The following is a 15,580-nucleotide window of genomic DNA, read 5'->3' on the forward strand; positions in this document are numbered from 1 at the left end:
CGTTCTGAACTGCTTGGACGCCGAAGTGACGGGGGTTGTGATCGCGATCACATGGTTTGTCACGTTCGGGGGCATCGAATAGGCTCGCCGACGGTGAATCGCATGCGAGAACGACTCGTGAACGACGTCGCGCCGCGCAATGAGCCGGGGGACGAAAAATGTGTGACGCACAAGGACCGGTAGGCCACCGGGGACCATGAGTTCCGGCCGATCGGCTGAAGAGGGAGATTCTGTACATGCGTGAAGCTGCCACCGAGGCGCCGAGGCCTGCGCGCAACCGGATGAGCAACCGGTTGCTCGCCGCTTTCGTCGCCATCCTGACAGTTGTGGGACTGACCGGTGTCGTCGCCGGCCAGGCCAACGCCCGGATCGGCGGAACGCAGGTCGGCAAGCAGGAGTTCTGGGTCAACGGCTGCGGGATGCCGAACGTCAAGGTCCGCGCCTGGAAGAAGCCCGGCAACTACAAGACCGTCATCCTCCTCGACGGCATGCGCGCCCAGTACGACTACAGCGGCTGGGAGATCAACACCAACGTCCAGGAGATGGTGAAGTCCGGCGTCAACGTCGTCGAGCCCATCGGTGGACCCGCGAGCTTCTACACGGACTGGGACGCACCCAGCAACTTCAACCGGCAGCCCTACCGGTACCGCTGGAACTGCGTCATCAGCCGGACCCTGATCAGCGCGCTCGACGCCCGTGGTTTCCGCGTCGGACCGTCGAAGCGCTACGCCATCATGGGCCTGTCTATGGGCGGTAACGCCGCACTGGTCCTCGGTGCCCAGAACCGCCAGCACTTCGACCGTGCCGGTTCGCTCTCGGGTTACAACTTCCTGAGCGCGCCCGGCATGCGTACCGCGCTGCGCCTGGCGATGCTCGACGTCGACCCGAAGCCGTGGAACATCGACGCGATGTGGGGCCCGCCGTGGAGCATCCGCTGGTTCCAGAACGATCCCTTCTGGAACATCGGCCTGATGCGCGGAATGAAGGTGTTCGTCGGTTCCGGTAACGGTCTGTTCGGCCGCTACAACGCACTGCCCAACGTGTTCGACGACCTGTTCAAGGGTTCGACCCTCGAGCTGCTCGCCTTCACGCAGTCCAAGGCCTTCGAGGCCGCGGCCTTCGTCCAGGGCGTCCCGCTGATGACCTACTACGCCAACGGCACCCACGCCTGGGGCTACTGGCAGGACATGATCTGGAACGCCAAGAACCGCGGGTTCTTCCGCTGATCTGACATCGCCGGTCCGCCGGCCACACGACGCCCCGCCCGGGTTTCCGGGCGGGGCGTCGTCGTGCGTGGGCGCGCCCACCTGCTCCCTGAGGAGCGCCCGGAGCTTGCGGAGGGCGCGTCACGAAGGGTCTGGCGACCGAGGTTGCGAAGCAGGCCGGGATATCAACTGTCACACAAATCCCACGTGTCACAGCGTGGCGCGCGGACAGGCTGCGCTGTGGCGTGTAAGAAACTCCTGAGGCGTTTGATACTCATGAGGCACGTGTGACTGACGGGGAATAGGTCTCGACGCTGCGGGCGCCGGGGTACAGGGGCGAAGGAGTTCTGGAGAGTGATGCGGCGAAACAGTGGTACAGGCAGGGTCGACGCGCGACCGGCTGACGCAGGACAGGGTGACGCGCGCCCGGCCGGTCGTCGGGCGACCCTTCGCCCGGTGACGGCGGCCGTGGTCGCGCTGGCGACCGCCGCGGTGCTCGTCATCGGCAACGGTCTCGCCGGCGCCGAGCCCGCTCCGGCCCCGCCTGCCCCCGCGGCCCCGCCCGCGCCCCCGGCGTCGCCGAGCGCTCCCGCGCCCGCGCCACCGAACTCGCGCGCCCCGGTCGCTCCGGCGTCGGTGCCGGCCGCCCAGCCGGCGAGGATGACGAACACCTACTGGTACACCGACCGGCGCGTGGCCCTGTGGGTGTACTCGCCGGCGATGAACACCAACATCCAGGTGCAGATCCTGCTGGCCCGTGACTGGCACGCGAAGCCGAAGGAGAAGTTCCCGCAGCTGACGATGCTCGACGGCCTGCGAGCGCAGGACGATCAGAGCGGCTGGATCATCAACACCAAGATCGTCGACTTCTACAAGGACAAGAACGTCAACGTCATCCTGCCGATCGGTGGTGAGTCGAGCTTCTACACCGACTGGAAGGAACCCGACCGCGGCAAGAACTACAAGTGGGAGACGTTCCTCATGCGGGAACTGCCGCCCATCTTGGAGAACGATTGGCGCTCCACCGACGTCCGCGGCATCGAGGGGCTGTCGATGGGTGGCTCCGCGGCCATGATGCTGGCCGCGCGCAATCCCGGCTTCTACAAGTTCGCGGCGTCGTTCTCGGGGATCCTGCAGCTGAGTTCGTTCGGCATGCCGCAGGCCATCCAGTTCGCGGTGCGCGACGGTGGCGGCTACGACTCGATGAAGATGTTCGGCCCGCCCTCCGATCCGGCGTGGAAAGAGCACGACCCCTATCTGATGGTCGACAAACTGCAGGGCACGAGCCTGTACGTCTCCTCGGGCAACGGCATGGTCGGGCCGCACGACAAGCCGTCGGACATCCCGATGCTCGCGACCAACTATTCCGGCGTCGGACTCGAGATGCTGAGCCGCGTGACCTCGCAACAGTTCGCGATCCAGTTGAACCGCAAGGGGATTCCGGGCCAGGCCAATTACCGGCCGTCGGGCACCCACACCTGGCCGTACTGGGAGTTCGAGATGATGCAGGCGTGGCCGCAGGCCGCCGCGGCCCTCGGACTGTCGCGCGACGCGGTCGCATGCCGCGTCGACGGCGCCTTCCGCAAGGTCTGGGACGCCAACAAGGCGACCCTCGGGGGCTGCCTCACCCCGTCGTACCCGGTTGCCGGTGGCAAGGCACAGGACTTCGCCGGCGGACGAATGTTCACCGGCCCGAAGGGTCCGAAGATCGTCACCGGCGCGATCGGTGGCGCCTACGTCGCTGCCGGTGGACCGAGCGGACGTCTCGGCAAGCCGACGACCGACGAACTCCCGACCCGCGACGGCAAGGGCCGCGTCAACCACTTCGAGCATGGCCGGATCACCTGGACGGCGAAGGACGGCACCAAGGTCCTGAAGTGACGGTCAGAAGGAGGGGACGGGGCGCGGACGGTGCCCCAACCTCGACCCCACGTGTGTACGGCCTGAAACTTCGCTGAGGAATCGGACCGTTACCGCAGGTGGTGCTGGTGCGGCGGCCGGAACGGCCTCGCGCGGACGGTAGCCTGACGTGGTGTGCGATGCAGGGTGCCCCTGCGTTGCGATCGGCCGCAGGCCGGACGTGAGTGTCGCCGGACGAGACCGTCCGGCGGTGCGTTGATCTCGACCCGAAAGGTTCGGCAGGAAGTGGCGATGACAACGAAGTGTGTGCGGCTGGTGCTGGCCGTGACGGGCCTCGCTCTCGCGCTCGGGTCCGTGTCGGCCTGCGCCGATGACTCGACGGCCAGTGCGCCGATCACCAACAACCCGGTCACGACGACGTCGCTGTATTCGGCCGCTCCCTCGACGAGCGCGTCGCAGGGTTCCACATCCGAGGAGACCACCCCGTCCACGCCCGGCGGCACGTCGGAGCTGCCGGCGACCGAACCGAACCCCAGCACGAAGGTCCCGGCCAGCTTCCCCGGACCCAGCGGCCAGCCGCTCGACGACAAGGCCCGCGCGTATCTCGCCGCGTTGAAGCAGCAGGACGTCACGTTCATGGGTGACAACGACAATTCAGTGGCCCTGACGATGGCGAAGTACGTCTGTGGTGCCAAGCAGAAGGGCACCGACCCGAGCATGGTGAAGGCCTTCGTCACCGCCTCTGTGGGTCCGGGGGCGGACAACGTCGAGGAAGCGAACTCGAAGGCCGACAAGGTCATCCGCGCGGCCGAACAGCACTACTGCTGACGTGGCCGCTCGACGCAACGCCGCGGGCCGCATCCGGAAGGGTCCCGTCCCGCGGCTCGGCGCTTTCGCGCTGCTCCTCCTCGCGCTCGCGGTCATCGCGATCGTGCTCATCGTCGTGCTGGTTCTGGTGTGGCTGGCTCCGGGACCCGCGCCGATCGGCCCCGGCGGGCCGTCGACGACCCCGCCGTCGAAAGAACGGCCGGATGCACAGCCTGCGGACTGCCCGGACGTTCTGACCGTCGTCGTGCCCGGCACCTGGGAGTCGAGCGCCGACGACGATCCGTACGCGCCGTCGGCGAATCCGAACTCGTTGATGCTGCGCGTGTCGCGTGCCCTCTCGAATGACTTCGACTCGTCCCGCAGCGAGATCTACACCGTTCCCTACACGGCGCAGTTCCGGAATCCGACCAACCTCGCCGACCGGCAGGCCGATTACAACGTGTCACGCACGCAGGGATACAAGCGCGCGGCGGGCAAGATCATCTCCACCAACGAACGCTGCCCGCTGACGAGCTACGTGATCATGGGATTCAGTCAGGGTGCGGTCATCGCCGGCGATCTGGCCAGCAACATCGGCAACGGCCGGGGCGTGCTCGAGGACGGTGACCAGGATCTCGTGCTGGGCGTCGGGCTGATCGCCGACGGTCGGCGCCAACCGGGTGAGCAGAACGACATCGAGCCGAGCCCGAACGGCGTGGGCGCCGAGATCGCGCTCGGCGGCATGGGCAACCTCGTTCCCGGCATCTCCATGACCGGCCCGCGCACCGGCGGTTTCGGCGATCTCCGCGACCGGGTTCAATCCATCTGCGCCCCGGGCGATCTCATCTGTGACTCGCCGACGATCGTCAACCCGCTGGCGGCGGTGTCGAAGCTGGCGAACGCGGCGTCGAATCCCGTCCACGCGATGTACGCGACCACCCGCTACTGGGAGAACGACGGTCAGACCGCGACCCAGTGGATGTACGACTGGTCCAAGGATCTCATCGAGGACGCACCCCAGCCGAAGCACAACTGACCGGCAATCTGCCGGTCACGGCTGACCGGATGGAAGCGTCTCGGACGCGACTCACCCGACCGGGCGCATCGTCGAACTAACCGGCCGGTAACCTCTTGTCGCGGCTGCGGCCGATTCGTTTGGCGGCGCCGTCACGCTGCATTAACGTGTTGGGCTGGCCCGAGGAACACCGCAGTGCGCCGCAGACGCCGCACGCGACCTCACCAGCCGGCGATCACGATGAGAGGACAGCGATGACGCAACCCCCGAGCGATGCCGGTGCCACCTCGGCCGGATTGCGGAGGTTCCGCTTCGGCGCGGGTGGTGAGGGCAACAAGGACGAGGGCGGTGCCCGCAAGTTCGTCAAGCTGGCGCAGACGGCCGAGGAATACGGTTACGACACCTTCGCGGTGCCCGACCACCTCGGCAACCAGGTCGGTCCGCTCGCGGCCCTCGGCGCGCTGACGCAGGCCACCAGCACGATCCGCCTCGCGACCTCGGTGCTGGCCAACGGCTGGCGTCATCCCGCCCTCCTCGCCAAGGAGGCCAACACGATCGACGTCCTGAGCAGGGGACGACTCGAGTTGGGCATCGGCGCGGGGTGGATGAAAGAGGAGTTCGACAAGGCCGGCATCGAATTCGAGTCGCCCGGCGTCCGCATCCGTCGCCTCGACGAGGCGCTGACCGTCCTCGACGGCCTGATGCGCGGGGAGACGGTGAACTTCGACGGCGAGTTCTATCAGATCAACGGCCTCGAGGGAGTCCACGGCCGCGGCAGGGACCGCGTCCGCCGATCGCCGTCGGCGGCGGTGGACCCAAGATGCTCGCCCTGGCCGCCAAGCACGCCGACATCATCTCCGTCGCGCCCGGCACCACCACCGACGGCAAGATGAAGCTGTCCGACATGACCATCGAGAAGACCGCCGAGCGTGTCGACCGGATCCGGCAGGTCGCCGGCGACCGGTTCGACGAGCTCGAACTGAACTGGACGATCGCTGTCATCGTCATCACCGACGATCGGGTCGCCACCGCCGAGATGGCGCTGAAGGCGCTCGAACAGGGCTATCCGCCCAACATCGCGCACGACACCGAGTTCACCGTCGACGACGTGCTGACCTCGCCGTACATCGCGATCGGGAGCTTCGACGAGATCGCCGACCAGATCCGGGAGGTGCGCCGCCGCACCACCATGTCCTACGTAGGGGTGTTCCCCACGCAGATGGATGCTTTTGCGCCCGTGCTGGCGCAATTGAAGGGGGAGTAGGATGGCCGACGGTCTCGCGAGTCAACAGCGAGGTGACGGGTCGGTGAACCCGGGGGCGCGCGTCGAAGGGCGACGCGCGCTCATGCGAAGCCGAGCATGACGAACGCGAGTTTTTCGTTGGGTAACTGGACGTGCGCTACCGTATCCCGCGGTCGGCACAGGACGTGGACAGCAGGACTGCGTGGTGGTGTCGCCAAGACCTCGCCGGAGAACTGCGCCCGCGTGGGGGAGTCCACGAGGGGGCACAGGAGTAATGAATGCTGAGTACTGAACTCGAAGACTTTCTCGATGAGACCGGGAACATCTCTTTCACCGAGGAAGCGACCCTGGTCGACTACGTCGAGCAGAACGTCCGCGAACAGGCCGACACACTGGCCTACCGGTTCATCGACTACAGCCGCGAACGCGATGGCGAGCCCCAGGATCTGACGTGGGCGCAGTTCGGCAAGCGACTCCGCGCCGTCGCAGCACGTCTGCAGCAGGTCACCAAGCCGGGCGACCGCGTGGCGATCCTCGCGCCCCAGTCGCTGGAGTACGTGATCGGGTTCTTCGCGGCGCTCTACGCCAGCAACGTCGCCGTCCCGCTGTTCTCCCCCGACGAGCCCGGACACACCGACCGACTGCACGCGGTCCTCGACGACTGCAAGCCGACCGCGATCCTCACCTCGACGAAGTCCGCCGAGGCGGTGCGTGACTTCTTCGCGCCGCTGCCGGCCAAGGAGCGACCGCGCGTCATCGCCGTCGACGCCGTCCCCGACTCGGTCGGGTCGAGCTGGGTGGCACCGGTCGCCGGTCAGGACAAAAACAAGGACACCGTCGCCTACCTGCAGTACACCTCGGGTTCGACGCGCGTCCCGGCCGGTGTGGAGATCACCTATCAGGCGGTCGCCGCGAACGTGCTGCAGATCTCCGACACCATCGGCATCGATCGCAAGGCCCGCGGCGTCACCTGGCTGCCGATGTTCCACGACATGGGTCTGCTCACCGTGATCCTGCCTGCGCTCGGCGGCCGCTACATCACGATCATGAGCCCGCAGGCCTTCGTTCGCCGTCCCGGTCGCTGGATCAAGGAGCTCGCCGCCGCCGCCGACGGCGCGGAGACCTTCGCCGCGGCTCCCAACTTCGCCTTCGAGCACGCCGCCGCGCGCGGTCTGCCGAAGGAGGGCGAGGAGCTCGACCTCTCCAACGTCATCGGTCTGATCAACGGGTCGGAGCCGGTCACGGTCAGCTCGATGAAGAAGTTCAACGAGGCGTTCGCGCCGTACGGGCTGCCGAAGACGGCGATCAAGCCCTGTTACGGCATGGCCGAGGCCACGCTGTTCGTGTCCGCGACGCAGCGCGAGAACGAGGCGAAGGTCGTCTACGTCGACCGCGACGACCTCAACGCCGGCAGTTTCACCCTCGTCGACTCCGACGCGCCCAACGCGGTCGCGCAGGTGTCGTGTGGTCAGGTCGCGGTGAGCCAGTGGGCCACCATCGTCGACACCGAGACGGCGACCGAACAGCCCGACGGCCATGTCGGGGAGATCTGGTTGCATGGTCTGAACATCGGCGCCGGCTACTGGAACAAGCCGGAGGAGACCGAGGAGACATTCCACAACAAGCTCGTCACCCCGCTCCCGGAGAACAGTCACGCCGAGGGTGCGCCCGCGGACGCGATCTGGATGCGCACCGGCGACTTCGGGGTCTGGCTCGACGGTGAGCTCTACATCACCGGGCGAGTCAAGGACCTGGTGATCGTCGACGGCCGCAACCACTACCCGCAGGACCTCGAGTACAGCGCGCAGGAAGCCAGCGACGCGCTGCGCCCCGGCTTCGTCGCCGCGTTCTCGGTGCCGGCCAATCAGTTGCCGGGCGAGGTGTTCGAGTTCGCCGGCAGCGGTTTGAAGCCCGACGCCGACGACGCGTCCGAGCAACTGGTCATCGTCGCCGAGCGCGGACCCGGCCGCAAGGCCGACCCGCAGGAGGTCGCCGACACCGTGCGTGCCGCGGTGGCCCAGCGTCATGGCGTGATGGTCCGCGACGTCCTGCTGGTTCCGGCCGGCTCGATCCCGCGCACGTCGTCGGGCAAGATCGCGCGGCGCGCGACCCGTGCGGCCTACATCGACGGCAGTCTCCGGGGCGGCTACAAGCAGACGGCGTTCCCGGACGCCGAGTAGCGAATCTGCGGACCCGGGCGGGGTGAGTGCGTCGAGTTGCCGCGCCCGGACACCCCGCGGGCTGATAATGCACCCGGCACCAGTTCAGGTGCCCCGAGATCAGTAGTCTGGAAGCGATGTCTGAACTGAATACCGACGAGGCCCGCAGTATCGATTCCGCCGCGGCCGGCACCGACGGCGAGACCGCCGGTGACCTCACTGTCGACCAGCTTCGTGATTGGCTGCGCGAGTGGGTGTCACAGGCGACCGGGCTCCCCGTCGAGCAGATCGCCGTCGACCGTCCCATGGAGGAGCTCGGTCTCTCGTCTCGCGACGCCGTGGCGCTCGCCGCCGACGTCGAGGACAAGACCGGGGTGATCCTCACCGCGACGGTCGTCTACAACCATCCGACGATCGCCACGCTCGCGCAGCGCATCATCGAGGGCGATCCCGACGAGGGCGCCGACGGCGATGCGGACACCTTCTGGCGGCGCGAGCGCACCGCGGACGACGACATCGCGATCGTCGGGCTCTCGACCCGGTTCCCGAAGTCGGGCACGACGCCCGAGTCGACGTGGGACGCGCTCATCGCCGGCGTCGACGGTGTCTCGGACCTGCCCGCGGATCGGTGGTCGGAGTTCCGGTCCGATCCCCGGCTCGTCGAGATCCTCGACGCGGCCAACACCAAGGGCGGTTATCTCGACGACGTCCGCACGTTCGACGCCGACTTCTTCCAGATGAGTCCGCGCGAGGTCGAGATGGTCGACCCGCAGCAGCGTCTCGCGCTCGAGCTGACCTGGGAGGCACTCGAGCACGCGCACATCCCGCCGAGCGATCTCAAGGGTGCGCCGGTCGGTGTGTTCATCGGCTCCTCCACGAACGACTACCAGCTGCTGGCGACCCTCGGCCTGAGTGAGGGCGCCGAGGACACCGCCGCGTATGCGCTGACCGGCACCTCCACCGCGATCGTCGCGAACCGGGTGTCCTACTTCTACGACTTCCGCGGGCCGTCGATCGCCCTCGACACCGCGTGCTCGTCGTCGCTGGTGGCCGTTCATCAGGCCGTCCGCAGCCTGCGGACCGGCGAATCCGACCTCGCGCTGGCCGGCGGCGTCAACATGATCATCAACCCGGCGGCCACCCTCGGTTTCGACAAGATCGGCGCCCAGGCGGCGGACGGGCACGTGAAGGCGTTCTCCGCCGACGCGGACGGATTCATCCGCGCCGAGGGTGGCGGCCTGTTCGTCCTGAAGCGACTGTCCGACGCGCGCCGTGACGGTGACGACGTCCTGGCGGTCATCGCGGGCTCGGCGGTCAACAGCGACGGTCGCTCGAACGGTCTACCGGCACCCAACCCGGAGGCGCAGGTCGACGTCCTGCGGGACGCCTACGCCGACGCCGCGATCGATCCGCGCACCGTCGACTACGTGGAGGCCCACGGCACCGGGACCATCCTCGGCGATCCGATCGAGGCCGACGCCCTGGGCCGCGTCGTCGGTCGCGGGCGTCTGCCCGGCTCGCCGATGCTGCTCGGATCGGTCAAGACGAACTACGGCCACATGGAATCGGCCGCGGGCGCGGGTGCTCTGGCCAAGGTCGTGCTCGCGATGCAGCACGGCACCATCCCGGCGTCGCTGAACTACAGCGGCCCCAACCCGTACATCCAGTTCGACGCCAACAATCTCAGGGTCATCCCGGAGGCCACCGAGTGGCCGCGCTATTCCGGTCATGCCGTCGCCGGTGTCTCCGGATTCGGTTTCGGCGGCACCAACGCGCACGTCGTCGTCCGCGAGGTGCGGCCCGAGGATCTCGCGCCGGCGTCCGCGCCCGCAGGCGATGCGGGCGCATCCGAGTTGCCCGCGTCGGCGTCGCTCGTCGACGAACCCGATCTCGACGACGACGACGTCTACCTCACCGAGGCCGAGCGCGCCGTGCTCGCCGCGCAGGCGAAGAACATCGATCCGGTGATCGAGGAGACCGCGCCGGATCCGGCCGCCGGATTCGCCCCGTGCGCGGTCGAGGGTTCGGTTGTGCCGCTGGTCATCTCGGGCTTCCTGCCATCGCGTCGGCGCAAGACCGCCGCGGACCTGCTCGAGTGGCTCGAGTCCGACGAGGGACGGTCGACGCCGCTCGCCGACATCGGCCGCGCGCTGGCACACCGCAACCACGGACGCTCGCGCGCCGTCGTCATGGCCCGTACGCACGACGACGCGATCACCGGTGTCCGCGCGGTGGCCGAGGGCAAGAGCAATCCGCTTGTCTACTCGTCGGATTCGCCCGACGCCGCGTCCGCGGTCTGGCTGCTCTCCGGCTTCGGTTCGCAGCACCGCAAGATGGCCAAGCAGCTCTACACCGAGAACCCGATCTTCGCCAAGTACGTCGACCGGGTCGACGAGCTGGTGCAGAACGAGCTCGGGTACTCGATCGCGGAGATGTTCGTCGACGACGAGCAGACCTACGGCATCGAGCAGAGCCAGGTCGGCATCTACACGATCCAGGTCGCGCTCGCCGACACCCTGCGGCACCACGGCGCCGAACCCGGTGTGCTCGTGCCGCATTCGATGGGCGAGGCCTCGGCCGCGTACATCAGCGGCGGTCTCTCGCTCGAAGACGCGACCCGGGTGATCTGCCAGCGCTCGCGCCTGATGGGCGAGGGCGAGTCGATGCTCCAGGGCGACGACATCCGCCTGATGGCGCTCGTCGAGTACAGCGCCGAGGACATCACCGACGTCCTCACCGACTACCCCGACCTCGAGATCTGTGTCTACGCCGCTCCGACGCACACCGTCATCGGCGGACCGGAGTCGCAGGTCGACGCCATCGTCGAGCGTGCCGAGAAGGAGGGCAAGCTCGGACGCAAACTGGCGACCAAGGGCGCCAGTCACACCTCGCAGATGGACCCGCTCCTGGGTGAGCTGGCCTACGAACTCACCGGTATCACGCCGTTGCGGCCCACCACCGGGTTCTACAGCTCGGTCGACCGCGAGGTCTTCTACCGCGCCGGTCACGAACCCGTCCACACGATCGACTACTTCACCAAGGGCCTGCGCCACAGCGTGTGGTTCAGCCAGGCGATCGCGAAGTCGGTGGAGAACGGCCACCGCACCTTCCTGGAGCTCTCGCCGAACCCGGCCGTTCTGATCTCCGTTGCCGCGGTGACCTTCTCGGCTGGGCTGCACGACGCCGAGCTCATCGAGACGCTGCGGCGTAAGGAGGACGAGAGCTACGGACTCGTCAACGCGCTGATGAAGCTCTACGTGCACGGACATCCGGTCGACGTCGCGTCGCTGTTCGGTCGCGGTGGTCACGCGGCCATTCCGCGTACCCGCTTCGAGCGCAAGGAGTTCTGGCTCACCGCGAAGATCTCCTCGGGCGGCTCGGCCGGCACGGTCCCGGGATCGCACGTGGCACTGCCCGACGGCCGTCACGCCTGGGAGGTCAACGCGGCCGCGGTCACCGATCCGCGTGAACTGGTGCGTGCCGCGGCGGCCCAGGTCCTGGCGAATGCGGCTGTCGGGGCGTCGGTCGCGCACAGCGCCATCCCGGCATCGGGAACCCTCACGACGACGCTGAGCCCGCATCCCGGCGGTGCGGCGGTGACCGTGCACGCCAAGGCGGACAAGAACTTCCAGCTGCTGTTCGAGGCGGCGGTGACCGGCGACCTCGACGACACCGCAGGTGAGGTCACGGCCGCGCCGGCAGCCCCGGCACGGTCCGGTGCCGAGGTGTTCGCCGATGACACGGTGGTCGTCGAGGACGACGTCGTAGACGACATCGGCAACCGATGGAACCCCGAATCCGGTGAGACGGTGGGTGATCGGCTCGCGATCATCGTCGGCGAGTCCATGGGCTACGACCCCGAGGACCTGCCGCGCGAGATTCCGCTGATCGAGCTCGGTCTCGACTCGCTGATGGCGGTGCGGATCAAGAACCGCGTCGAGTACGAGTTCGACATCCCGCAGCTGCAACTGCAGGCGATGCGCCAGGCGAACCTCGCCGACGTCGAGAAGTTCGTCGACTTCGCGGTGACGCATCGCGATCAGCTCGACGATCTCGCCCAGAATGCCGCCGGCGGTGGCGAACTCGACACCGCGGCGCTCAATGCCTACATCGACGAGCAGAACGCCGGCGGTGGTGAGTCGGCAGCCTCCGCACCGGCCGGTCAGTCCGACGAGCCCGGCGAGCAGTCGCCGGAGCCGAAGCGGCACATCGCCGAGGATCTGGCCGACGTCGAGCAGGCGGTCGCGAACTCGCCCGAACCGGAGGTGTCGTCACGCGAGGAGGCGGTCGAGGAGTCGGCCGCTCCCGCGGCAACCCCGAAGCCGGCCACCGACATCACCTCGCAGCGGGCCGTCGCCGAGGCGGCCGGCTCGGACGTGCCGCCGCGGGATGCCGCCGAGCGCTTGACCTTCGGCACGTACGCGGTGGTCACCAAGGCCTCGGCCGGCGGCATCTTCAACAAGCTGCCGGTGCTGTCGGAGGACGTGGCCCAGCAGCTCACCGATCGCCTCAACGAGCGCACCGGCGGGGATCTCGACGTCGAGGACATCCTCGACTCCGAGACGATCGAGGAGATGTCGAACTACGTGCGCGAGCATCTCAATGCCGGCGCGTCGACCGACGGGTTCCTGCGCTACCTGCGCCTCGTCCCGGACGGCAAGAAGGTCTATGACCCGTCCGCCGGCGATCCGACGCCGATCCTGCTGTTCCATCCCGCGGGCGGGAACACCTCCGCCTATGAGGCGCTGCTGAAGCGTCTGCCGGCGGACCGGCCCGTCATCGGCTTCGACCGTGGAGTCGAGGGATCGATCGAAGACCGTGTGCGCGAATACCTTCCGCGCCTGCGTGAGCTGCAGCCGAACGGCCCGTACGTGCTGGTCGGCTGGTCCTTCGGCGGTGCGCTCGCCTATGGCGTCGCGCAACTCCTGCGTGAGGCCGGGGAAGAAGTTGCCTTCGTGGGCCTCATCGACGTGGTGCGCCCTCGCGCGGACATGACCGAGACGCCGGACAGCAAGCGGGCGCGGCTCGAGCGGTGGAAGGAGTTCGCGATCCGCAACTACGACCTCGACCCCGATGTACCGATCCCGATGGATCGGCTTGTGGAGGCCGACGACGAGGGGCAGTTCGCGATCATCATGGAGATGATGTCGATGTCGGGCACCAAGATCCCCGGCGGCATCATCGAACACCAGCGGACCTCGTTCATCGAGAACCGCGTGCTGAGCAGCATCGCGCCGGAACCCTACGACGGCAAGGTCGTGCTGTACCGGGCCGACAAGATGCACGCCGGCGCCGTCGAACTCGAACCGCAGTGGGCCGAGATCGACGAGGACGGCCGCTGGGGTGAGGTCGTCGACGATCTGGAGATCATCCATGTCGGCGGTGACCACCTCTCGATCGTCGACGAGCCGTACATAGCCAAGATCGGTAACGACCTGGCCGCGCGGGTCGGACGGCTCGATGAGCAGTAGCGGCACGGCTGCTCATCGTCAATCAGTGGTCGCGTAGAAAGTGAGACACCGTGGCTGACACCACCGCAGGCAAGCTCGCCGACCTCCGTCAGAAGTTGGAGGCCGCTCGCGAGCCGGGAGGCGAGAAGGCGCTCGCGAAACGCGCGGCGAAGGGGATCTGTTCTCCGCGTGAGCGTCTGAGCATGCTCTTCGATCCCGGGACCTTCGTCGAGATCGGTGCGCTGGCGAAGATGCCGGGTGCGGCCGAGAGTGGTTACGGCGACGGCGTGGTCACCGGACACGGGCTGGTGCACGGGCGTCCGGTGGCGGCGTTCTCCCACGACCAGTCGGTCTTCGGTGGAACCGTCGGTGAGATGTTCGGCCGCAAGGTCGCCTCGCTGATGGAGTGGGCGGGCAAGATCGGATGCCCGATGGTCGGTATCAACGACTCGGCCGGTGCGCGGATCCAGGATGCCGTCACCTCACTCGCGTGGTACGCCGAGATGGGTCGCCGCAACGATCTGCTCTCCGGTCTCGCGCCGCAGATCTCGGTGATCCTGGGCAAGTGCGCCGGCGGCGCGGTCTACACCCCCGCCAACACCGACATCCTGGTGGCCGTCGAGGACAAGTCGTACATGTTCGTGACCGGACCCGATGTGCTGAAACAGGTGAACGGCGAGGAGATCTCGGCCGAGGACCTCGGCAGCGCGCACAATCAGGCGCGGTGGGGCAACATCCATCACGTCGCCCCCGACGAGAAGTCCGCGTTCGACTGGGTCCGTGAGTACCTGCAGTACATGCCGTCGAGTGCCTACGAGCGGCCGCCCGTCGTCAACCCGGGTCTCGAGCCGGAGATCACCGAGTCCGACCTGTCGCTCAACGACTTCATGCCCGACAACGACAACGCCGGGTACGACATGCACGACATCATCATCAAGCTGTTCGACGACGGCGCCTTCCACGAGGTGGGAGAGTTGTTCGCGCCCAACATCATCACCGGGTACGCACGGGTCGACGGCCGGTCGGTGGGTGTGGTCGCCAATCAGCCGAGCGTGATGTCGGGTGTGCTCGACACCGACTCGTCGGAGAAGGCGACGCGTTTCGTGCGCATCTGCAACGCCTTCAGCATCCCGTTGGTGTTCCTGGTAGACACCCCGGGCATCCTCCCGGGTCTCGCGGAGGAGCAGAAGGGCACCATCCGACGCTCCGGCCGCTTCCTGTACGCCTACGTCGAAGCCGATGTCCCCAAGGTGACCGTCGTGCTGCGCAAGGCTTACGGCGGCGCCTACGCGGTGATGGGCAGCAAGCACCTCGGTGCCGACGTCAACTTCGCCTGGCCGACAGCGAAGATCGCGGTGATGGGCGCCGAGTCGGCGGCCGCGGTGCTGACCCGACGTCAGACTGAAGGTCTCTCGGCCGCCGAAGCCGACAAGATCCGGCGTGAGTTCATCGACTTCTACAACACGATGATGGCGACCCCGTACCTCGCCGCCGAGCGGGGTTACGTCGACGCGGTCATCGAGCCGTCCGAGACCCGGCTCCAGTTGCGAAAGGCGTTGGCGCAGTTGCGCGACAAGCAGGTCCTCAAGACCCCGCGCAAGCACTTCCTGATGCCGATCTAGCGACGGGCCTCGCTCCGCTCTGAGGTGCGAGCGCTACCTGTACCGCCCTCCGCTCCCTGATCGAGAAAGTCGCAGATCCCCTGCTCCCTGAGGAGCGAGCTTGCGAGCTAACCTCCTGCTCCCTGAGGAGCGAGCTTGCGAGCGTCACGAAGGGTCTTGGTGACTCGGGTCGCGAAGACCCCTTCGTGACGACGCGCCCTCCGCAAGGTCCGGGCGCTC

Annotated in this window: 7 protein-coding genes and 1 pseudogene; all 8 read left to right on the top strand. The window is 67.6% G+C overall.

Translation table 11 applies throughout. The features are described 5' to 3' along the window. Positions 1-236 precede the first annotated feature (236 nt). Positions 237-1,226, top strand: a complete 990-nt coding sequence (locus MVF96_RS01570; protein ID WP_247450924.1) for an alpha/beta hydrolase — start codon at positions 237-239, stop codon at positions 1,224-1,226. A 336-nt stretch (positions 1,227-1,562) separates the two neighbouring features. Further along, complete coding sequence (locus MVF96_RS01575) at positions 1,563-3,086, top strand: alpha/beta hydrolase-fold protein (RefSeq protein WP_247450925.1); 1,524 nt, start codon at positions 1,563-1,565, stop codon at positions 3,084-3,086. 270 nt (positions 3,087-3,356) lie between these two features. Then, a complete protein-coding gene (locus MVF96_RS01580) occupies positions 3,357-3,893 on the top strand; it encodes a DUF732 domain-containing protein (protein WP_065631375.1) in 537 nt (178 codons plus the stop codon). Position 3,894: 1 nt separating this feature from the next. After that, positions 3,895-4,908 (top strand): cutinase family protein, encoded by a 1,014-nt coding sequence (locus tag MVF96_RS01585; protein WP_247450927.1) that lies wholly within the window; start codon positions 3,895-3,897, stop codon positions 4,906-4,908. Between the two features lie 233 nt (positions 4,909-5,141). Next, a pseudogene (locus tag MVF96_RS01590) lies at positions 5,142-6,151 on the top strand (LLM class F420-dependent oxidoreductase). Positions 6,152-6,408: 257 nt separating this feature from the next. Further along, positions 6,409-8,310 (top strand): long-chain-fatty-acid--AMP ligase FadD32, encoded by a 1,902-nt coding sequence (gene fadD32 / locus MVF96_RS01595; protein ID WP_058250938.1) that lies wholly within the window; start codon positions 6,409-6,411, stop codon positions 8,308-8,310. 116 nt (positions 8,311-8,426) lie between these two features. Beyond that, positions 8,427-13,760 (top strand): polyketide synthase Pks13, encoded by a 5,334-nt coding sequence (pks13, locus tag MVF96_RS01600; RefSeq protein ID WP_247450929.1) that lies wholly within the window; start codon positions 8,427-8,429, stop codon positions 13,758-13,760. 50 nt (positions 13,761-13,810) lie between these two features. Then, positions 13,811-15,361 (top strand): acyl-CoA carboxylase subunit beta, encoded by a 1,551-nt coding sequence (locus MVF96_RS01605; RefSeq protein WP_068970990.1) that lies wholly within the window; start codon positions 13,811-13,813, stop codon positions 15,359-15,361. Positions 15,362-15,580 lie beyond the last annotated feature (219 nt).

It is taken from the genome of Gordonia hongkongensis (assembly GCF_023078355.1).
Lineage (GTDB): Bacteria > Actinomycetota > Actinomycetes > Mycobacteriales > Mycobacteriaceae > Gordonia > Gordonia hongkongensis.